The 20,700-nt window shown below is 61.4% G+C and carries 18 protein-coding genes and 1 tRNA gene; 13 read left to right on the forward strand and 6 right to left on the reverse strand.

Features of this window, described 5'->3' with window-relative positions; all coding sequences use genetic code 11:
- Nucleotides 1-24 precede the first annotated feature (24 nt).
- Nucleotides 25-798, reverse strand: a complete 774-nt coding sequence (locus Q8L25_RS06735) for a DUF6597 domain-containing transcriptional factor (protein ID WP_308924124.1) — start codon at nucleotides 796-798, stop codon at nucleotides 25-27.
- Nucleotides 799-942: 144 nt separating this feature from the next.
- Between Q8L25_RS06735 and leuS the strand changes: the two genes are divergently transcribed.
- The 10 genes from leuS (at nucleotide 943) to Q8L25_RS06785 (ending at nucleotide 14,485) form a co-directional block, all read left to right on the forward strand.
- Nucleotides 943-3,582 carry a leucine--tRNA ligase gene (gene leuS / locus Q8L25_RS06740; protein ID WP_308924125.1) on the forward strand — a complete coding sequence of 880 codons (2,640 nt, stop codon included), beginning with the start codon at nucleotides 943-945 and terminating at the stop codon, nucleotides 3,580-3,582.
- Between the two features lie 4 nt (nucleotides 3,583-3,586).
- A complete protein-coding gene (lptE, locus tag Q8L25_RS06745; RefSeq protein WP_308924126.1) occupies nucleotides 3,587-4,198 on the forward strand; it encodes an LPS assembly lipoprotein LptE in 612 nt (203 codons plus the stop codon).
- A gap of 9 nt (nucleotides 4,199-4,207) precedes the next feature.
- Nucleotides 4,208-5,224, forward strand: coding sequence for a DNA polymerase III subunit delta (holA, locus tag Q8L25_RS06750; protein WP_308924127.1), 1,017 nt, complete (start codon nucleotides 4,208-4,210; stop codon nucleotides 5,222-5,224).
- 27 nt (nucleotides 5,225-5,251) lie between these two features.
- Entirely contained in the window at nucleotides 5,252-6,517 is a 1,266-nt protein-coding gene (locus tag Q8L25_RS06755) for a glutamate-5-semialdehyde dehydrogenase (RefSeq protein ID WP_308924128.1), read from the forward strand.
- Nucleotides 6,518-6,606: 89 nt separating this feature from the next.
- Nucleotides 6,607-7,053, forward strand: a complete 447-nt coding sequence (locus Q8L25_RS06760; RefSeq protein ID WP_308924129.1) for a CopD family protein — start codon at nucleotides 6,607-6,609, stop codon at nucleotides 7,051-7,053.
- 11 nt (nucleotides 7,054-7,064) lie between these two features.
- Nucleotides 7,065-7,679 (forward strand): 2-hydroxychromene-2-carboxylate isomerase, encoded by a 615-nt coding sequence (locus tag Q8L25_RS06765; protein WP_308925668.1) that lies wholly within the window; start codon nucleotides 7,065-7,067, stop codon nucleotides 7,677-7,679.
- 133 nt (nucleotides 7,680-7,812) lie between these two features.
- Nucleotides 7,813-8,982 (forward strand): class I SAM-dependent RNA methyltransferase, encoded by a 1,170-nt coding sequence (locus tag Q8L25_RS06770; protein ID WP_308925669.1) that lies wholly within the window; start codon nucleotides 7,813-7,815, stop codon nucleotides 8,980-8,982.
- 55 nt (nucleotides 8,983-9,037) lie between these two features.
- A complete protein-coding gene (locus tag Q8L25_RS06775; RefSeq protein ID WP_308924130.1) occupies nucleotides 9,038-10,333 on the forward strand; it encodes a multidrug effflux MFS transporter in 1,296 nt (431 codons plus the stop codon).
- A gap of 155 nt (nucleotides 10,334-10,488) precedes the next feature.
- Nucleotides 10,489-11,193, forward strand: coding sequence for a DUF4197 domain-containing protein (locus Q8L25_RS06780; protein ID WP_308924131.1), 705 nt, complete (start codon nucleotides 10,489-10,491; stop codon nucleotides 11,191-11,193).
- A gap of 400 nt (nucleotides 11,194-11,593) precedes the next feature.
- Nucleotides 11,594-14,485, forward strand: a complete 2,892-nt coding sequence (locus tag Q8L25_RS06785) for a YjbH domain-containing protein (protein WP_374694239.1) — start codon at nucleotides 11,594-11,596, stop codon at nucleotides 14,483-14,485.
- Nucleotides 14,486-14,585: 100 nt separating this feature from the next.
- On the opposite strand, the gene Q8L25_RS06790 is transcribed toward Q8L25_RS06785, so the two are convergent.
- Complete coding sequence (locus tag Q8L25_RS06790) at nucleotides 14,586-14,942, reverse strand: diacylglycerol kinase (protein ID WP_308924133.1); 357 nt, start codon at nucleotides 14,940-14,942, stop codon at nucleotides 14,586-14,588.
- Nucleotides 14,943-15,217: 275 nt separating this feature from the next.
- The gene (locus Q8L25_RS06795; protein WP_308924134.1) at nucleotides 15,218-15,481 is read right to left on the reverse strand and encodes a hypothetical protein; all 264 of its coding nucleotides are present in this window, start codon (nucleotides 15,479-15,481) and stop codon (nucleotides 15,218-15,220) included.
- Between the two features lie 306 nt (nucleotides 15,482-15,787).
- Between Q8L25_RS06795 and Q8L25_RS06800 the strand changes: the two genes are divergently transcribed.
- The 3 genes from Q8L25_RS06800 to galE all read left to right on the forward strand — a co-directional run bounded on the left by Q8L25_RS06800 (nucleotide 15,788) and on the right by galE (nucleotide 17,731).
- Nucleotides 15,788-15,861: transfer RNA gene (locus Q8L25_RS06800), tRNA-Gly, on the forward strand.
- 91 nt (nucleotides 15,862-15,952) lie between these two features.
- Nucleotides 15,953-16,633 carry a tRNA (guanosine(46)-N7)-methyltransferase TrmB gene (gene trmB, locus Q8L25_RS06805; RefSeq protein ID WP_308925670.1) on the forward strand — a complete coding sequence of 227 codons (681 nt, stop codon included), beginning with the start codon at nucleotides 15,953-15,955 and terminating at the stop codon, nucleotides 16,631-16,633.
- A gap of 78 nt (nucleotides 16,634-16,711) precedes the next feature.
- Nucleotides 16,712-17,731 (forward strand): UDP-glucose 4-epimerase GalE, encoded by a 1,020-nt coding sequence (gene galE / locus Q8L25_RS06810; RefSeq protein ID WP_308924135.1) that lies wholly within the window; start codon nucleotides 16,712-16,714, stop codon nucleotides 17,729-17,731.
- Between the two features lie 27 nt (nucleotides 17,732-17,758).
- On the opposite strand, the gene rfbC is transcribed toward galE, so the two are convergent.
- Genes rfbC through rfbB form a run of 3 tightly spaced genes read right to left on the reverse strand, consistent with a single transcriptional unit; the run spans nucleotide 17,759 to nucleotide 20,318 of the window.
- Nucleotides 17,759-18,304, reverse strand: a complete 546-nt coding sequence (rfbC, locus tag Q8L25_RS06815) for a dTDP-4-dehydrorhamnose 3,5-epimerase (RefSeq protein ID WP_308924136.1) — start codon at nucleotides 18,302-18,304, stop codon at nucleotides 17,759-17,761.
- Nucleotides 18,305-18,345: 41 nt separating this feature from the next.
- A complete protein-coding gene (gene rfbA / locus Q8L25_RS06820) occupies nucleotides 18,346-19,239 on the reverse strand; it encodes a glucose-1-phosphate thymidylyltransferase RfbA (protein ID WP_308924137.1) in 894 nt (297 codons plus the stop codon).
- Complete coding sequence (gene rfbB, locus Q8L25_RS06825; RefSeq protein WP_308924138.1) at nucleotides 19,239-20,318, reverse strand: dTDP-glucose 4,6-dehydratase; 1,080 nt, start codon at nucleotides 20,316-20,318, stop codon at nucleotides 19,239-19,241. Before rfbB ends, rfbA begins: the two co-directional genes overlap by 1 nt.
- Nucleotides 20,319-20,700: the final 382 nt, after the last annotated feature.

The following is a 20,700-nucleotide window of genomic DNA, read 5'->3' on the forward strand; positions in this document are numbered from 1 at the left end:
TGCTGCGATTGTAAAAATGGAAGCTCAAACCCGGCGCCGCGCCAGCCAGGCCTGTGGCGTGCTGCGCGCAAAGTCCTGGAAGTCGTGGATCAGGTGCGACTGGTCGAAATAACCATATTGCAGGGCCACCTGGGCCCAGTCGGCCTGCGCCGGCAGGGTCTTGAGCGCGCTGTTGACGGCGCGAAAGCGGCTGATGCGGGCAAACAGCTTGGGGCTGATGCCGACATGCTGGCGAAATTGCAGCGCCAGGTGCTGGCGCGAGACATTCAACTGCGCCGCCAGCTGCTCGACGCGCAAGTCTCCACGGGCGTTGTCAATCAGTGCGACCGCGTGCAGGGCCAGGCCGGAGGCGGCCGACAGCGGCGTTTTACGCAGGCGCAGCAGCAAAAAATCTTGCAGGATCTGCATGCGTTGTGTATCCGGCAAGGGCTGCGTCCACAGCGCATCGCCCAGGCGCGCCGCCAGATCGCGGCCCCACAGTTGCCGCAAATCGGTACGCCCATCGTTCAGCTCACAAAGCGGCAGCTGGAAAAAGCGCGCCGCCGCGCCGGGCTTGAAGCGGGCCGCCACCGTCTGCACCAGGCCGCAGCTGAGCACCTGGATCGGCGCCGTCATCATGCCGATGGCAAAGCAGGCGTCCTGCTGGTCCTGGCACAGGAGGTCGATGCAATTGTCGGGCAGCACCTGGTGCGCCATGGGCCGGTCGCGCGCGTGCACGCGGCAGGTCCAGACGCAGTCCAGCCATGGCCGCAGGGCAGGGACGGGGGCGGTTTCCTGGTAGACGAACATGGCCTGCATCAAGGAGCATGAGATTGCCGCATCTTACACAGCATATTTGTACGCCGGCAAAAATATGCGCGCCCGGGGCGGCGGCCCGCCGCGCTACAGGGCGGCGACAACCAGTATAATGCTCGGTTCATATCCACTAATTGGTCGCACATCATGCAAGATAAATATAGTCCCGCCGACGTCGAACAAGCCGCCCAATCGCACTGGAAGGCAATCGAGGCCTACAAGGCCGTCGAACACGACCCGCGTTTCCCGAAAGGCAAGTACTACGCTTGCTCGATGCTGCCTTACCCTTCGGGCAAGCTGCACATGGGTCACGTGCGCAACTATACGATCAATGACGTGATGTACCGCTACCTGCGCATGAACGGCTACAACGTGCTGATGCCGATGGGCTGGGATGCGTTCGGCATGCCGGCGGAAAACGCGGCCATGGCCAACAACGTGCCGCCGGCGCAATGGACCTACTCGAACATCGCGCACATGAAGCAGCAGATGGAATCGATGGGCCTGGCGATCGACTGGTCGCGCGAAATGACCGCCTGCAAGCCGGAATACTACAAGTGGAACCAGTGGATGTTCCTCAAGATGCTGGAAAAAGGCATCATCTACCAGAAGACCGGCACCGTGAACTGGGACCCGATCGACCAGACCGTGCTGGCCAACGAACAGGTGGTCGACGGCCGCGGCTGGCGCTCGGGCGCGCCGATCGAAAAGCGCGAAATCCCCATGTACTACGCGCGCATTACCGACTACGCCGATGAATTGCTGGCCTATGCCGACGACAAGCTGCCGGGCTGGCCCGAGCGCGTGCGCACCATGCAGACCAACTGGATCGGCAAGTCGACCGGCGTGCGCTTCGCCTTCCCGCATGAGATCAAGGACGCCGCGGGCAGCCTGATCGGCGACGGCAAGCTGTATGTGTTTACCACCCGCCCGGACACCATCATGGGCGTGACCTTCTGCGCCGTGGCCGCCGAGCACCCGCTGGCGCTGCACGCCGCGCAAGGCAATCCCGAGCTGGCCGCCTTCAACGCCGAATGCAAACTCGGTTCCGTGATCGAAGCGGACATGGCGACGATGGAGAAGAAGGGCATGCCGACCGGCCTGTTCGTCACCCATCCATTGACCGGCGCGCAAGTCGAAGTGTGGGTCGGCAATTACGTCTTGATCACCTACGGCGACGGCGCCGTGATGGGCGTGCCGGCGCATGACGAACGCGATTTCGGCTTTGCGAAAAAATACGACCTGCCGATCAGGCAGGTCATCGAAGTCAAGGGCGAAGAATTTTCGACGGACGCGTGGCAGGAATCGTACGGCAGCAAGGAAGGCGTGTGCATCGCCTCGGGCAAGTACGACGGCCTGCATTTCGCGTCCGCCGTCGATGCGGTGGCCGCCGACCTGGCGGAACTGGGCCTGGGCGAAAAGAAAACCACCTTCCGCCTGCGCGACTGGGGCATTTCGCGCCAGCGCTACTGGGGCACGCCGATCCCGATGATCCATTGCGCCGACTGCGGCGTGGTGCCGGTGCCGGAAAAAGACCTGCCGGTGGTGCTGCCGGAAGACTGCGTGCCGGATGGCACCGGCAATCCGCTGAACAAATACGAAGCGTTCCTGCAGTGCGACTGCCCGCAGTGCGGCAAGCCGGCGCGCCGCGAAACCGACACCATGGATACCTTTGTCGATTCGTCCTGGTACTACATGCGCTATACCTCGCCAGGCAGCAATGACGCCATGGTCGACGAGCGCAATGACTACTGGATGCCGATGGACCAGTATATCGGCGGCATCGAGCACGCCGTGATGCACTTGCTGTATGCGCGCTTCTGGACCAAGATCATGCGCGATTTCGGCCTGGTCAAGTTCGACGAGCCGTTCGTCAACCTGCTGACGCAGGGCATGGTGCTGAACGAAACCTATTACCGCGAAGACGCCGCCGGCAAGAAGACCTGGTTCAACCCGGCCGATATCAATCTGACGATGGACGACAAGGGCCGTCCGCAAGCGGCCACCCTGGTGGCCGACGGCGCGCCGGTGGAAATCGGCGGCACGGAAAAAATGTCGAAGTCGAAGAACAACGGCATCGACCCGCAAGCGCAGATCGAGCAGTACGGCGCCGATACGGCCCGTTTGTTCACCATGTTCGCCTCGCCGCCGGAACAGACGCTGGAATGGTCGGGCAGCGGTGTCGAAGGCGCGAACCGCTTCCTGCGCCGCGTGTGGAATTTCGGTTACGCGCAGTCGGCGACGATCCAGGCCGCGCTGGCTGGCGGCGCCGCGCCGGCCACCGGCGACGCGCAGAAAAACCTGCGCCGCGAATTGCACAAGATTTTGCAGCAGGCCGACTACGACCTGAAACGCATCCAGTACAACACCGTGGTGTCGGCCTGCATGAAAATGCTCAATACCCTGGAATCGGCCAAGCTCGATGACAGCGCCCAGTCGAAAGCCCTGATCGCCGAAGGCTATTCGATCTTCCTGCGTTTGTTGAATCCGGTGGCGCCGCATATCACCCACGTGCTGTGGCAGGAGCTGGGCTACGCCGGCGTGCATGGCGATCTGCTCAACGCCGAATGGCCGCAAGTCGACCCGCAAGCTTTGGTGCAATCCGAGATCGAAATGATGATCCAGGTGAACGGCAAGCTGCGCGGTTCGATCACGGTGGCCAAGGATGCCGACAAGGCCAGCATCGAGGCACAAGCGCTGGCCTGCGAGAGCGTGCAGAAGTACATTGAAACCACGCCGAAGAAAGTCATCGTCGTGCCGGGCAAGTTAATCAGCATCGTGGTGTAACCCTATGACGACTTCTTCTTCCGGTTTGCTTTCACGCGTCCGCGTTCGCGTCCTGCTCGCCGTGTGCCTGGTATTGACCCTGTCGGCTTGCGGCCTTCACTTGCGCGGCTCGAACGGCAGTTTCATGCTGCCGTTCGCGACGATGAATATCGGTTTGCCCGATACCTCGCCGCTGGCGATCGACCTGAAGCGCTATATCCGCGCCGTCGGCAGCACGGAAATCGTCGACACCAGGGAAGCGGCCGACGCCACCCTGGAAGTGCTGGCCGACCCGGAGAAGACGCGCACCAAGTCCATCCTGTCGCTGAACAGTAACGGCCGCGTGCGCGAATACCAGCTCGGTTATTCGATCCAGTTCCGCGTGGTGGACAAGGCCGGCAACGTGTTGCTGGGCCTGACCACCATCGCGCTGAACCGTCCGATCACCTTCAATGAATCGCAGGTGCTGGCCAAGGAAACCGAAGAAGCGCAGCTGTACCGCGACATGCGCAACGACCTGGTGCAGCAGATCATGCGCCGCCTGGCCGCCATCAAGCCGGTGCTGCCGGCCATGTCGGTGGCGCCTGTCGCGCCGGTGACCCCGGTCCCGGTCCCGGTGCCGGCCGTGCGGCAGTAAGGCTACGCCATGCAATTGCGGATAGACGCGCTCGACGCGCATGTGGCCAAGCCGCTGGCGCAGCTGTATGTGATCACCAGCGACGAACACCTGCTGGCGCTGGAGGCGGCCGACAAGATCCGCCGCGCCGCGCGCAAGCAGGGCTACACCGAGCGCGATGTGCTCAGCGTCGAGCGCAGTTTCAAGTGGGGCGAGCTGCTGGCGGCCAACCAGGAGCTGTCGCTGTTCGGCGATAAAAAGCTGATCGAGCTGCGCATCCCCACCGGCAAACCGGGCAAGGATGGCGGCGCGGCGCTGCAAAGCTACGCCAAAAACCTCAGTCCCGACAACCTCACCCTGATCACGCTGCCCAAGCTGGACTGGGCCACGCAGAAGGCGGCCTGGGTCGCCAGCCTGCAGCAGGCGGCCGTCTACATCGACATCCCGAATGTGGAGCGCTCGCAGCTGCCGGCCTGGATCGGCCAGCGCCTGGCCGTGCAAGGCCAAAGCGCCGAGCGCGCCAGCATCGACTTCATCGCCGAACGCGTGGAGGGCAATCTGCTGGCCGCGCACCAGGAAATCCAGAAACTGGGGCTGCTGCACGAGCCGGGCAAGCTGACCTATGAACAGGTGCAGGACGCGGTGCTGAACGTGGCCCGCTACGATGTGTTCAAGCTGTCCGAGGCCATGCTGGGCGGCGACCCGGCGCGCCTGGTGCGCATGCTGGAAGGCCTGAAAGGCGAGGGCGAGGCGCTGCCGCTGGTGCTGTGGGCGGTGTCCGAGGAAATTCGCACCTTATTGAAACTGAAAGCCGGCATGGCGCAGGGCAGGCCGCTGGGCGCGCTGATGAAGGAAATGCGCATCTGGGGGCCGCGCGAGCGCATGATGGAACCGGCCTTGCGGCGTGTGTCGCTGCCGGTGCTGGAAAAGGCGCTGCAGGAAGCGGCGCAGGTCGACAAGATGATCAAGGGCCTGCGTGCCAAGGCACATGCGGGCGATGCCTGGGACGCGCTGCTGCAGCTGGCCCTGACGATCTGCCGAGGCTAAGCTTACGTAACCATTATGGATAAAAGCATGGATATCAAACAGTATATGCAAGACGTGGGCACGCGTGCCCGCGCCGCCTCGCGCGCCATGGCCCGCGCCGACAGCGCCACGCGCAACCGCGCCTTGAGCCTGATCGCCGCCGCCATCGTGCGCGACGCCGACCTGCTGCGCGCGGCCAACCAGCGCGACCTCGACGCTGCCGCCGCCGCCGGCCTGGCGCCGGCCATGCTCGACCGCCTGACCCTGTCCGATGCGGCGATCGCCACCATGGTCGAAGGCCTGACGCAGATCGTCGCACTGGCCGATCCGATCGGTGAAATCTCGAACATGAAGTTCCGCCCGTCCGGCATCCAGGTGGGCCAGATGCGCGTGCCGCTGGGCGTGATCGGCATCATCTATGAAGCGCGCCCGAACGTGACGGTGGACGCGGCGGGCCTGTGCATCAAGAGCGGCAACGCGACCATTCTGCGCGGCGGCTCGGAAGCGATTCACTGCAACCGCGCACTGGCGAAACTGGTGGCCGAAGGCCTGGCCGGCGTCGGCTTGCCGGAAGACGCGGTGCAGGTGGTCGACACCACCGACCGCGCCGCAGTCGGCGCGCTGATCACCATGCCGGAATATGTCGACGTGATCGTGCCGCGCGGCGGCAAGGGCCTGATCGCGCGCCTGATGAACGAGGCCACCGTGCCGATGATCAAGCACCTCGACGGCATCTGCCACGTGTATATCGACGCCAAGGCGGATATCACCAAGGCGCTGGACATCGGCTTCAATGCCAAGTGCCACCGCTACGGCACCTGCAACACCATGGAAACCCTGCTGGTGGCGCGCGCGATTGCACCGACCGTACTGCCGCAGCTGGCCGAGCGTTACTTGACCAAGCAGGTGGAACTGCGCGCCGATCCGGAAGCGCTGGCGATCCTGGCCGGTTATCCGCACCTGGTGGCGGCGACCGAGGAAGACTGGCGCACCGAATACCTGGCGGCCATCCTGTCGGTCAAGGTGGTCGACGGCATCGACGAGGCGATGGACCATATCAACCGGTATTCATCGAAACATACCGAGTCCATCATCACCGAAGACTACAGCGACGCGCTGCGCTTTTTGCGCGAAGTCGATTCGGCCTCGGTGATGGTCAACGCCTCGACCCGCTTTGCCGACGGCTTTGAATATGGCCTGGGCGCCGAGATCGGCATTTCGAACGACAAGCTGCACGCGCGCGGCCCGGTGGGCCTGGAAGGCCTGACCTCGCTCAAATACGTGGTCTTCGGCCACGGCGAAGTGCGCAAATAAAGTCGCAAACAAAGTACGAAAACAAGCCGGCGCGGGCCGCTTGCAAGGCGGCCCGCGTTTCACCTCCACCCCTGACAGCGGACACCCACATGGCATTTCTCTGGATCAAAGCCTTCCACATCATTTTCGTCATCTCCTGGTTCGCCGGCCTGTTCTACCTGCCGCGCATTTTCGTCAACCTGGCGATGGAAACGGAAACCGTGGCCACCGAGCGCCTGCTGCTGATGGCGCGCAAGCTGTACCGCTTCATGTCGCTGCTGGCGCTGCCGGCCATGGTGCTGGGCCTGGCGCTGCTGTGGATGATGTTTGGAGGCAATGCGGGCGGCGCGGGCGGCATGAAGATGCCGGGCTGGATGCATGCCAAGCTGACCTTCGTGGTGCTGCTGCTCGGTTACCACCACGCCTGCGGCGCGATCCTGCGCAAGTTCGAAAAAGGGATTAACCAGCGCAGCCACAAGTGGTTCCGCTGGTTTAACGAGGTGCCGGTGGTGATGCTGCTGGCGGTGGTGGTGCTGGTGGTGGTCAAGCCTTTCTAAGGGAGTCGATGATGAGTGCAAGCCAGAACAAGGTAATCCAGTATTTCTTTGCGCCCCATTCGCCATGGACCTACCTGGGCCACGCGCGCGTGATGGCGATCGCCAAGAAGCAGGGCGCGCAGATCGACGTGCGCCCGTTTGACCTGGGCAAGGTCTTCAGCGTCTCCGGTGGCCTGCCGCTGGCCAAGCGCGCGCCGCAGCGCCAGGCTTATCGCCTGGCCGAACTGGCGCGCTGGTCGGCCTATTTGGAGGTACCGTTGACCCTGCAGCCGAAGTTCTTTCCCGTCTCGCCGGAAGCGTCGGCCAAACTGATCATCGCCACGCGCCTGGCGCACGGCGTCGACGCCTCCTTGAGCCTGGCGCACGCCATCATGCGCGGCGTGTGGGCCGAGGAGCGCAATATCGGCGACGAAGACACCCTGGCGCAGATCGCGCTGGACGCCGGTTTCGACGGCCGCCAGTTGCTCAAAACGTCCGAGACGGCCAGCGTGCAGGCCGAATACGATGCCAACACGGAAGCCGCCACGGCAGCTTCCGTGTTCGGCTCACCCTGGTATATCGTCGATGGCGAAGGGTACTGGGGCCAGGACCGCCTCGATTTTGTCGAGCGGGCGCTGGCGAAGTAGTGTTAGCAGCAGACGTAGGTCGGATCAGCGCTTCGCGCGTAATCCGACAAGCTTTTGGATTTTTTAGTTAATTTGTTTTTCAACGGATAAAAGGTACACCATGGCTTCATATTTTTGCCCATGCCCGCGCGGCATGGAAGCGGCGCTGGCCGAGGAACTGGGCGAGATCGCCCAGGACAGTGCGACCATGAAGGTCCACAACCAGGTGCCGGGCGGCGTCCACTGCTCGGGCGACCTGGTCGATTCCTACCGCATCAACCTGCATTCGCGCATCGCCTCGCGCGTGCTGATGCGCATGGCCCATTCCGGCTACAAGACGGAAAACGACATTTATGACCTGACCCTGGCGCAGCCATGGGAAGACTGGTTCGGCGTACATCACACCATCCGCGTCGACGTCACGGCCGTCAAGTCGCCGCTGCGCAGCCTGGAGTTCACCACCCTGAAAATCAAGGATGCGATCTGCGACCGCTTCCGCGACCAGTTCAACGAGCGCCCGTCCGTCAACACCAAGACGCCGGACATGCGCATTGTCGGTTTCCTCGACGCGCATACCTTCACCGTCTATCTCGATACCTCGGGCGAAGCGCTGTTCAAGCGCGGCTGGCGCGAGGAAACGGGCGACGCGCCGCTGCGCGAAAACCTGGCCGCCGGCCTGTTGCGCGTGTCGGGCTGGAAGCCGGGCATGGTGCTGTTCGACCCGATGTGCGGCTCCGGCACCATCCTGGCCGAAGCGGCGCAGATGGTGCAGGGCATTCCGCCGGGCGCTTCGCGCAGCTTCGCGTTCGAGAACTTCCACGACTTCGATCCGGCGCCATGGAACGCCTTGCGCAACGCCATCACCGCCAATCCGTTGCCGGCGGAGCCGACCATTTTCGGCAGCGATATTTCCGGTGACATGGTCGCCATGACGCGCCACAACCTGCGCTGCGCCGGCGTGCGTTTCGACGTGCCGCTGAAACAGATCGAGGCGCAGGAAGTCAAGCCGCCGAGCGACGTGGCCGGCATCATGCTGACCAACCCGCCGTACGGCGAGCGGATCGGCGTGCGCGGCGACAGCAGCCTGCCGGAAGATGAATTGTCGACCTCGTTCTACACGGCCATGGGCACCACCCTGAAGCAGCGCTTTGCTGGCTGGACCGTGTTCCTGTTTACGGCCGACCTGGGCCTGCCGAAACTGCTGCGCCTGAAAGAAGCGCGCAAGACGCCGTTCTTCAATGGCGCGCTGGAATGCCGTCTGTTCCGTTTCGATATGGTAGCGGGATACAACCGCAGAGAAGAAGCGAAACCGAAGAACCTGTAAGCCCGCAGTCTCCCGCGCGGACCGATGCCGGTCCGCGCCGTCACCTTGGACAACCATGTTTCCCACCCCGCCGGCGGACTTGCCGCCCGACCCCGTCACGCCCGTGCCGCCCCCCGTTCCCAGCCATATGGCGCCGCTCAGCCGTGGCGCGCTGGCGCTGATGCTGGCCGGCCTGTCGATGCTGGGCCCTTTGTCGATCGATACCTATTTGCCGGCCTTCGGCGCCATCCAGGGTTCCTTGCATGCGTCGCCGCTGGAAGTGCAGCAGTCGCTGACGTTCTACATGCTGGCCTTTGCCGGCATGGTGCTGTGGCATGGCGCGCTGTCCGACACCTTCGGCCGGCGCAATGTGATCCTGGTGTCGCTGCTGATGTTCGCCATCGGCTCGCTGGGCTGCGCTTCGGCCCATACCGTGCACTATCTGTGGTTCTTCCGGATATTGCAGGGCGTGTCGGCCGGCGCCGGCGTGGTTATCAGCCGCGCCATCATCCGCGACCTGTACGCCGATGCGGCCGCCGCCAGGCTGCTGTCGCTGGTGACGATGATCTTTTCGATCGCCCCGGCCGTTGCCCCCATCCTGGGCGGCTGGATCGTGATCTGGTTCGACTGGCGCTCGATCTTCCTGTTCCTGGCGTTTTATACGGTCGTGCTGCTGGCGTTCTGCTATTGGCGCCTGCCCGAGACCTTGCCGTTGTCCAGGCGTCAGCCGTTCAATCCGCGTTTCCTGGCCCAGAGCTATGGCGAGATCCTGCGTTCACCGCTGTTTCACATCAAGGCCGGCATCGTCGCCCTCAATTTCGCCGGCCTGTTCCTGTTCATCACGGCCGCGCCGGAAATGCTGCCCAAACAACTGGGATTGAGACCATCGCAGTTCGCCTGGCTGTTCATTCCCTGCGTCAGCGGGATTTTCATGGGCGCCCTGGCGGCCAACCGCCTGGCCGGCAAAATCAGCTTTGCGCGCCAGATCGGCATCGGTTTTGCCTTCCTGCTGGGCGCGGCCAGCATCAACGTGGTGTTCCACCTGGTCTTGCCGCCGATGTTGCCGTGGAGCGTGCTGCCGCTGTTCTTCTACACCTTCGGCATGTCGCTGGTGGGACCCGGCGCCACCTTGCTGGCGCTCGACCTGTTCCCGCATATCCGCGGCACGGTCGCCTCATGCCAGTCGTTCGCCAGCACCCTGCTCGGCGCGATCGTGGCCGGCGTGGTCTCGCCGATGCTGTCGGGCTCGGTGCTGTGGCTGGCCTCGGGCCAACTGGCCTTTACGGCCCTGGCGCTGGGTTTGTGGCTGATTTCACGGCGTTTCCGTCATCGTCTGCTGGGGCCGTTGAAACTGAGGACAGGCGTGCGCTAACGTGCGCGAATACAACAGCATGTGCGCTATAGTCACCGCCCGCCGCCTCTGGCGCGGCGCGGCTGTCTAAAATACTGGCGTCCTGGGTGTTTTGTTGTGCTAAGGTTTTGATGCCTGCATTGATAGTTATCTAAAGTTTCTTATAAAGGAAAAAAATGCGCCAGAGTGCCTTTCCTGTCCGCCGCGTCATCATCCTGTGTGCGTTGACCCTGTTATCGTCGACCGCCGGCGCCGCCTTGTCGCTGGCCTCGCTGAGCAACCAGGATGCCAGCAGCGGCCTGAAAGCGGCACTTGAGGCCGGTTCGGCCGCCGCCGTCGCCAAGCTGGGCGTCGAAAATGGTTTTCTGAACAATGACAAGGTCAAGATCAAGTTGCCCGGCATCGTCGAGCAGGCCAGGCCGCTGCTGAAGATGACGGGCCGCGGCCAGCAGCTCGACGAGCTGGTGGTGGCGATGAATCGGGCGGCCGAATCGGCGGTGCCGCTGGCCAAGCCCATGCTGCTCGACGCCGTCAAATCGATGAGCGTGACCGACGCCAAGAATATCCTGTCCGGCGGTGATACTTCAGTGACCGACTTTTTCCGCCAGAAGACCGCCACGCCATTGGCCGCCAAATTCCTGCCCATCGTCAAATCGGTCACCGATCGTTCCGGCCTGGCCACCACCTATAACGGCACCATGAGCCAGATCGGCAAGACCGGCCTGGTGCCGCAGCAGCAGGCGACGGTGGAAAGCTATGTCACCGATCGCGCACTGGCCGGTTTGTACCTGATGATCGGCGAAGAGGAAAAGGCCATCCGCCGCGATCCGCTGGCTTATGGCAGTAAAATCATCGGCAAGGTATTCGGCAGCCTGAAGTAGGCCAGGCCCTTGCAATGCGGCGGCTACTGTGTCGAACACGAAACAAGTCACGCATTTAATACAAGAAAACAATGTTAAAATCTTGCGGCATGGATTCTTGACGGCCTGATGACGCTGTTTTCACCGCAGGGTCTCAAGCATACTTTAGCGGCGAACTGATGTTCGGCAGTCATGCCCCACAGTTGGCCTTTTTTTGTTTCTTCCAAGTTGCTTCAGCCGATTTTACCTCTGAGTATCTTGTCAGAAATTTCAGATGCAGGATATAGAGATAAGGTAGTCGGATTTGTTAAGCGTACTCAGAAAATCAGTCAAATATACATGGTGTGGATGCTTGGTCCTCGGCGCGCATGGCGCGATCGCGGCGACCCCCAATCATGGCGGCCAATCCGGCTATATCAACATGCCCAGCGCCGTGGTGGAACCCGATGGTACCTTCAGCGTCGGTTACAGCTATGACAGTCCATATGGCCAGTTGTGGGTGACGTCAAACATTTTGCCTTTCTTGCAAATGACCGGTCGTTATGTATCGATTACCGGCATTCCTGGTTTTACCAATACACCAGGAGAATATGGCAGCGGTTATGGCCGTTACAAGGACAAGGTCGTCGACGCAAAACTGCGCTTGTGGCAGGAAACGACATGGCTGCCGTCGGTTGCCGTCGGCGCCACCGACTTGTTTGGTACCGAGTTGTTCAAGGGCCAATATGTTGTGGCCACCAAGACGTTTGGTGCCACCAGGAACATCGAAGCCAGCCTCGGTTACGCCCACAGCCGTCCGGACGGGCCGTTCGCCGGCGTGCGCTGGACGCCCGCGGCCTTGCCGCGCTGGTCGGTCGTGGCCGAGTACGATACCACCAATTATGTGCGTGATTTCCGCGCTGCCGAGACCAGTGCCGGCGGCCGTCGCAAAGGGCCGTCCATGGGCCTGGAATACCGTTGGGGCTGGCTGGCGTTGCAGGCGGCCCGTAGTCGCGACCAATTCAGCGTCAATGCCTCTGTCAGCATTCCATTTGGCGAGCGCGAGTTTATCCCCAAAGTGTTCGAACCGGCCTATTTTGTCGATGACAAGAACCCACCACCACTGCCGACCAGGGAGCAATGGCGTAATGACGCCGGCTATGGCGCCGACCTGGTCAATGCCCTGGTCAAACAGGATTATAAAAACATCCGCGTGGTGCAAGAGGGTAATACGCTGGCCCTGAGCCTGACCAACAGCCGCATTTCCAACCTGGGCCGCGCCGTCGGCCGCGCCGTGCGCACGACCTTGGCATTCACGCCCAAGGGCGTGAGTAATATCCGCATCACGTATACCAAGCTCGACCAGCCGATCGCCACCTATGAATTTCTCGATCTGCCCAAGCTGAATGATTATTTTGCCGGCAAGATCGATCGTCAGGCGTTTCTCGACGTCGTGCTGGTGCGCTATCCGGAACGCGGCGATGTCATTCGCGATGACCAGCAAGCGTGGTTGAACGAATTCCTCGACCGTCCGGCCCAGGCCAAGCCGGCTGCTGTTGCCATAGCGCCGGTGTTCGTGGCCGCGCCCGCTGCTGTGGCATCAGCCGCAGGTCCTGCCGATGTGGCTGTCGCGATGCCCATACCGGCAGTCGTCAAGGCGGCCAATGCGGTCCAGAACGATGGCAAGCTGGCGGTCGGCCTGGGCGTCGATGGTGACGTGGTGCAGGTCAAATCGCTGGACCGCGAAGCGAACCGCTTCAAGATCGCCCCCAAGGTTGGCTTCTTCTTCAACGATCCCAGTGGCGCTTTCCGTTATTCGATCTCGGCGCTGGCCAATTACGACCAGCGCCTTGGCGATGGCCTGTATCTGAATGGCGCGGCCAACCTGCAGTTGCTGGAAACCGTCTCGGGCGTCACGCAGCCATCGAACAGCGAATTGCCGCATGTGCGCAGCGATGTGGCGAAATACATGCGCGAAGGGCGTTTCAAGCTGAGCCGCATCCTGCTGAACAAATATGACAATCCAGCCGAGCGCGTGTATACCCGCCTGTCGGCCGGTCTGTATGAAGACATGTTCCGCGGTGTCGGTGGGCAGGTGCTGTATTTGCCGAAAGACAGCCGCTGGGCCGCTGACCTGGCCGTCGATGCGCTGCAGCAGCGCGGTTACAAGGGCCTGTTCGATTCACTCGACTATAAAACCGTCACGGCGATCGGTTCCCTGCATTACCGCCTGCCGCACGATATTACCGTGACGGCGCGCGCCGGCCGTTTCCTGGCCAGGGACGCGGGCGTGCGCGTGGAAGTCAAGCGCCGCTTCCAGTCCGGCATCGAAGTCGGTGCCTGGTATACGCATACCAATGCCAACGATATCACCACACCGGGCAAGCCTGACAATCCTTACCAGGACCGCGGCATTTTCCTGTCGGTGCCGCTGAACAGTATGTTGCCGATGGATACGCAGTCGACCGCCGGTTTTTCGATTTCGCCATGGACGCGTGATGGCGGCCAGATGGTGGCGTCGCCGGGCGACCTGTATGACATGGTGGAGCGTCCGCGTGCGGACATGCACAGCTATGACGGCCTCGGCAATTTTGCAGAACGTGCCGACGAGCAGAATCTGCCAGCGGTCAATCCTCCGGTCCGGCCATTTGTCAGCCCTTGGCCAGCCATGCGCGCGCGCCTCGAGCAGTCCTCGTCAGCCATGCCTGAAGCGGCTGACTGGGTCAAGGCCACGGCCCTGGTCGGTGGCGTAGTGGTGGCGTCGGCACTGAGCGACAAACCGATCGACCGCTTTGTCAAGAAACACCAGGATTCGAGTGTATTGCGCAACTGGGACCGGGTGGGCAAAGTCATGCCGTTCGCCCTGGTGGGTGCCGCCGGTGCCGCTTTTGCCCTTGGCGACGAGCGCATGCAAAATATCGGCCTGATCTCGATGCAGTCGGTTGCTGCCGCGACAGGCCTGGCACTGGTGGGGAAATATGCGATTGGCCGCGCCCGCCCCGATGAGGATCGCGGTCCGTGGACCAGCGTGGGCGAGGGCAAGAAGCGTTCGGACGCTTCCTTCCCATCGGGACATTCGACGATCGCGTTTGCCGCCGTGACGCCGTTTGCCCAGGAATACGACGCACCGTGGCTGTATGGCGTGGCGGCGCTCGGTTCTGCGGGCCGTGTCGCCGGCCGCAAGCACTGGGTGTCCGATACCGTTGCCGGCGGCATACTGGGCTACGCCGTGGGTACCTGGTTGTGGCAGGCGCAGCGTGACCAGAGCAAGTCCGGCCTGTCGATCAATCCGGGACCGAAGGAAATCAGCGTTACCTGGCAGAGCAAGTATTAAAGGCTGCCCGGAAAGGCCGGCGATGCGGGGGAATCCATGCATCGCCGGGCTTTCACGGCAATTGCCGTCATTTGCCCTGTAAAGATCGACGCCTGATCTTTCACATCTGAAAATATTCAATCAAAAAAGCAATAAATACCGCCACGGCGCTCACGCTGAGGAGCAGCACTGCGCCTGCTGCGCAATCCTTGGCGATTTTAATGCTGGGATGCAGGGCCGGATGCAGATGGTCAATCAGGTGTTCAAGCGCCGTGTTGAACAACTCCGCCGCCAGCACCATGCCGCAGTTGAGCAGCAGTAGCGCCCACCAGATCATGGATGGTCTGGCGCAGGCCAGTACGATCACCACAACCAGGGCGGCAAGGCATTGCAGGCGGAAGCTCGATTCCATGCGCAGCGCCGCAGCGATGCCATGCAAGGCAAAAACCACGCGTTTGTGAAAAGGCTGGTTTTTCATCGGAAGGAGAATGCTAAGTGAATGACTGGCATGAAACAAATTTGGTTTAAAAGTGGAACACATGGCAAAGGCAGGTCAGCTTGCTTCGCGCATGGCGACAGTTCATGTCGAATTCTTTGCGGAAAAATAAAGAGCCCGTTTCAAATGAAAGGGGCTCTTTATTTTTGAGGTGAGCATCATTGACGATTTCACCTCACACCACATCAGACTGCCACCGCCAGCTGGAGATCAGCCGGTCGGCTTGGCCTGTCTTGAGCTGCCTGGGCAGCCAAGGATTAGTGGTGGCTGGTGCTGGCGTGGTGGCTGGTGGTGGTCGAATCCGAGCTTGCTGCACCGGCGACAACAGCAACGGCTGCGCCGATGGCGATCAGGGCGCTGGTGCTCAGGCCGGCAACGGTGCCGCCGGCAGCTGCGCCGGTAGCGCCAGCTGCAGGAGCTGCTGCTGGTGGCACTGGAGCGCCGCCAACTGGAGCGGTGGTTTGCGCCATTGCTTGTGCCGAAGCGAACAGGATTGCCGAAGCGATCAGAACTTTTTTCATGGGATATCCTTTAGAGTTAAACAGGGAGGTAAAACGCAAACTTATGAATCTAGTACACGATTGTAGCAACATTCCACACATAAGTCTGCGATGCACACTCGTGATGGCAATAATTAAAGGCAATCAACTCCTATCTTAAAGCATTTTTTTGCGTTTCCCGCAGGTTGTTGCTCGAAATTCACAAAAAACCCCTGGAAAGCGCATGCTTCAAGGAAATTATCTGCGCCATCCCGATTTGCCACAGTAGCATGGCCGGCACCTGAGCGTTTGCCAAGTGCTTGCCATCGCGCGTAAAATGCAGGCTTCGCGGGTGTAGCTCAATGGCAGAGCAGAAGCTTCCCAAGCTTACGACGAGGGTTCGATTCCCTTCACCCGCTCCATTTTTGCCGGCATCCGGCACGCGCGTGGCGCGGCTACTTTTTTCTCATTCCCATGTCTTCTGATATTCCAGCAAACGGCCCGGCGCGGCCGATGATGTACGATCCGACCGAACACCGCATCCGCAGTTTCGTTACCCGCGCAGGCCGCCTGTCGGTGGCGCAGGCGCGCGCGCTCGAGACGCTGGGGCCGCAGTTCCTGCTGCCGTTCGCCAAGCAGGCGCTGGACTTTGAACAGGTCTTCGGGCGCCAGGCGCCGGTGATCCTGGAAATCGGTTTCGGCATGGGCGCTACCACCGCGCATATCGCCAAGGCGATGCCGGACAAGGACTTTATCGGCGTCGAAGTGCATACGCCTGGCGTGGGCAGCTTGCTTAAGCTGATCGGTGAAGAGTCCCTGACCAATCTGCGCCTGCTGCAGCACGACGCCGTGGAGGTGCTGACGCACATGATACCGGCCAATTCGCTGGCCGGCATCCACGTGTTTTTCCCCGATCCGTGGCACAAGGCGCGCCACAACAAGCGCCGCCTGATCCAGTCGCCGTTCGTGCAGCAGTTGACCGAGCGCCTGGCGCCGGGCGGCTACCTGCATTGCGCCACCGACTGGGAAGACTATGCGGTCCAAATGCTCGATGTGCTCGGCGCCGAGCCGCAATTGCAGAATAGCGCAGAAGATTATGCGCGGCAGCCGGCCTACCGTCCGCTGACCAAGTTTGAAAACCGCGGCCTGAAGCTGGGCCATGGCGTGTGGGACTTGGTCTTCATCAAAAAATAAACGCGGCGCACGGCAGCAGGCTTGCTGTTCAAGCCCGCGCAATTGCGCTAAGCTTGATTTTTTATATTGATTAAGATTATGGCCAAGAAAATTCTCGTGACCGGCGCATCCGGTTTTATCGGTTCGCATACCTGCGTCGAATTGCTGGCGGCAGGTTTTGATGTGGTCGCCGTGGATAATTTGTGCAATAGCGCGCGGGAAGCGATGCGCCGCGTCGAACAGATTTCTGGCAAGAGCGTGCCCTTTTATGAAGCCGATGTGCGTGATCGCGCCGCCATGGCCACCGTGCTGCAAGAACACATGATCGATGCGGTGATCCATTTCGCCGGCCTCAAGGCGGTGGGCGAATCGGTGGCGAAGCCGTTGATGTACATGGATAACAATGTCAGCGGTACCGTGGCGCTGCTGGAAGTACTGGCTGCCGCCAACGTCAAGCGCTTTGTGTTCAGCTCATCGGCTACCGTGTATGGCGATCCGGAAGCGCTGCCGATCCTGGAAACGTCGCGCCTGTCGGTGACCAATCCGTATGGCCGCTCGAAGCTGATGGTGGAAGAAATCCTCGGCGACCTGGTGCGTGCCGATGCGCAGTGGCAGGTCGGAGTATTGCGTTACTTCAATCCGGTGGGCGCGCATGCCAGCGGCCTGATCGGTGAAGACCCGGCCGGCATTCCGAACAACCTGATGCCCTTTATCGCGCAAGTAGCCGTCGGCCGCCGCGACAAGCTGTCGGTATTTGGCGACGACTATCCGACGCCGGACGGCACCGGCGTGCGCGACTATATCCACGTGGTCGATCTGGCGCTGGGCCATGTGGCGGCCCTGAACCGCCTGTTTTCGCTTGAGGGCGGCTTTACGGTCAACCTCGGTACCGGTCACGGCTACAGCGTGCTCGACACCGTGCGTGCTTTTGAAGCGGCCAGTGGCCGCCCGGTGCCGTACCGGATCGTGCCGCGCCGCCCCGGCGACATCGCCAGTTGCTATGCCTCGGCCGAGCAGGCGCGTGAACTGCTGGGCTGGACGGCGCAGAAGACTATCGACGACATGTGCCGGGATCACTGGCGCTGGCAGCATCAGAATCCGCAGGGTTATGCCGTGTAAGCCAGCGGCACTGCCCCGCTGTCCGGCTCAATCGTAGACTTCGGCGTTGGCCAGCAAGGTTCCTGTTTTATCCTTGCCGGACAGCAGAGGCTCGCCGTCAAGTGGCCAGTCGATGCCGATGGCCGGGTCATTCCAAAACAGGCTGCGTTCGAACTCGGGTGCCCAATAATCGGTTGTTTTATACAGAAACTCGGCGTGCTCGCTGAGCACCAGGAAGCCGTGGGCGAACCCTTCCGGTATCCACAACTGGCGGTTGTTCGCGGCCGATAGCACCGTACCGGCCCATTTGCCGAAGGTGGCCGAGCTTTTGCGCAAGTCGACCGCCACGTCGAAGACTTCACCGCTGGTAACGCGCACCAGTTTTCCTTGCGGCTGTTTGATCTGATAGTGCAAGCCACGCAGCACGCCCTTGGCGGACTTGGAATGATTGTCCTGCACAAATTCGCACGTGACGCCGGTCATGTCGGCAAAGCGCTGCCGGTTGTAGCTTTCATAGAAAAAGCCCCGGTCGTCACCGAATACTGTCGGTTCAATCAGCAGAAGATCAGGTATCGCTGTGGTTTTTATTTGCATGGTATTGGTAGCTTGTCATGGAATGAGGAACCTGCGGTGCCTCAAAAAACTTTGTTGGTCAGCAGGCGCAGAAGATATTGACCGTAGGCATTTTTTTTCAATGGCTGTGCCAATTGTTCCAGCCTTTCAGCATTGATATAACCTTTGCGATAGGCAATTTCTTCAGGGCAAGCCACTTTCAGGCCCTGGCGGTTTTCGATCGTGGCAATGAACTGGCCGGCCTCGAGCAGGGAGTCATGGGTGCCGGTATCGAGCCAGGCCATGCCGCGTCCCATCAGCTCGACGGTCAGCTGGCCCTGTTGCAGGTAGGTACGATTGACGTCCGTGATTTCCAGCTCGCCACGCGATGACGGGCGAATGCCGGCGGCGATATCACAGACCTGATTGTCGTAGAAATACAGGCCGGTGACGGCATAGTTCGACTTTGGCTTGAGCGGTTTTTCCTCGATGCTGATGGCCATTTGCTGTTCATCGAAGTCGACCACGCCATAGCGTTCCGGGTCGTGCACATGATAGGCAAACACGGTCGAGCCGGTGGTGCGTGCCGATGCGTCGCGCAACTGCGTTTCAAAATCGTGTCCGTAATAAATATTGTCGCCAAGGATCAATGCGGATGGCGCGTCGCCGACAAACTCCTTGCCGATAATAAACGCTTGCGCCAGGCCATCCGGGCTGGGCTGCACGGCGTAGCTCAGGCTGATGCCCCACTGGCTGCCATCTCCCAGCAGTTCCTGGAAGCGCGGCGTATCCTGCGGGGTCGAAATGATCAGGATGTCGCGTATGCCGGCCAGCATCAGGGTGGTCAGCGGATAATAGATCATCGGCTTGTCGTACACCGGCAGCAGCTGTTTCGACACGGCCATGGTGACCGGATACAGGCGCGTGCCGGAGCCGCCGGCCAGGATGATGCCCTTGCGTGCGATAGCGGTGCTCATCAGATGGTTTCCTTTGCGGCCTCGCGCGCCGCGTAGTTTTTTTCCACCCACTTCAGGTACTCGCCCGATTGGACTTCGTGCACCCAGGCCTGGTTGTCGAGGTACCACTGCACCGTCTTGCGGATGCCGGTCTGGAAGGTTTCCGCCGGTTTCCAGCCCAGTTCGCGTTCGATCTTGCGCGCATCGATGGCATAGCGGCGGTCGTGGCCGGGGCGGTCCTGCACATAGGTGATCTGTGCGCGGTAGCTGCCCGAGGCTTTCGGCGCCAGCGTGTCGAGGATGTCGCACAAGGTGTGCACCACGTCCAGATTGGCCATTTCGTTCCAGCCGCCCACGTTATACACCTCGCCCGGGCGGCCCGCCTCCAGCACGCGGCGGATGGCCGCGCAGTGGTCGCCGACATACAGCCAGTCGCGTACCTGCATGCCATCGCCGTAGATCGGCAGGGGCTTGCCGGCGCGGGCATTGCTGATAATGAGAGGAATCAGTTTTTCCGGGAAATGGAAAGAGCCATAGTTGTTCGAGCAGTTGGTGGTGAGCGCCGGCATGCCATAGGTATGGAAATAGGCGCGCACCAGGTGGTCGGAGGCCGCCTTCGATGCCGAATAGGGGCTGTTCGGCGCATATGGCGTGGTTTCGGTAAACGGCGGATCCTGCGGTCCCAGGGTGCCATACACTTCATCGGTCGACACGTGCAGGAAGCGGAAGCCATCCCTGGCGTCGCCGGTCAGGCCGGACCAGTAGGCGCGCGCCGCTTCGAGCAGGCTGAAGGTGCCGTTGACGTTGGTGGTGATGAATTCACCTGGGCTGTGGATCGAGCGGTCGACATGGCTTTCGGCGGCAAAATGCACGATGGCGCGCGGCTGATGCTCGGCCAGCAGGCGGGACACCAAGGCGGTGTCGCCGATATCGCCACGCACGAAAAGATGCCGGGCATCGTGTTCCAGGCTGGCCAGATTGCCGAGGTTGCCAGCGTAGGTCAGCTTGTCCAGGTTGATGACGGGCTCATCATTGTGTGCCAGCCAGTCGCGGACAAAATTGGAACCGATGAAGCCGGCGCCGCCGGTCACTAAAATCATGTTGTTTCCTTTGTTATCGACGCCAGTCGCTTGCCATGCCTTGCCTGTCATGCGATGGATTGTTTTGATCAGGAACGGGCTGCCATCTCTGTCGTTATAAGCTGAACTGCCTGAAATGCAAGCACTTACTGGCGGGATGGTGATCTCGGTCGCGTCGCATGGCCGCGTGAAGTGGCGTTAGTATAAAACGACAGGTGGCGGCGCAAGTTTCCAGAAATATCTGGTTACATTATGGCTGTCACAGCTGTGTCCGGCGGAAGGGTAAAGCGGGGAAACTGAGCGGAATTGACGGCGCGCGAAGGGAGCAGGCGCAAAAAAGCCCGGAACTGGCGCGGCATGGCCGCACTGTCCCGGGCTTGGTTCAGGCCACGTTGTTCAGGCC

This window comes from Janthinobacterium sp. J1-1, assembly GCF_030944405.1.
In the GTDB taxonomy this organism is placed as follows: Bacteria; Pseudomonadota; Gammaproteobacteria; order Burkholderiales; family Burkholderiaceae_D; genus Janthinobacterium.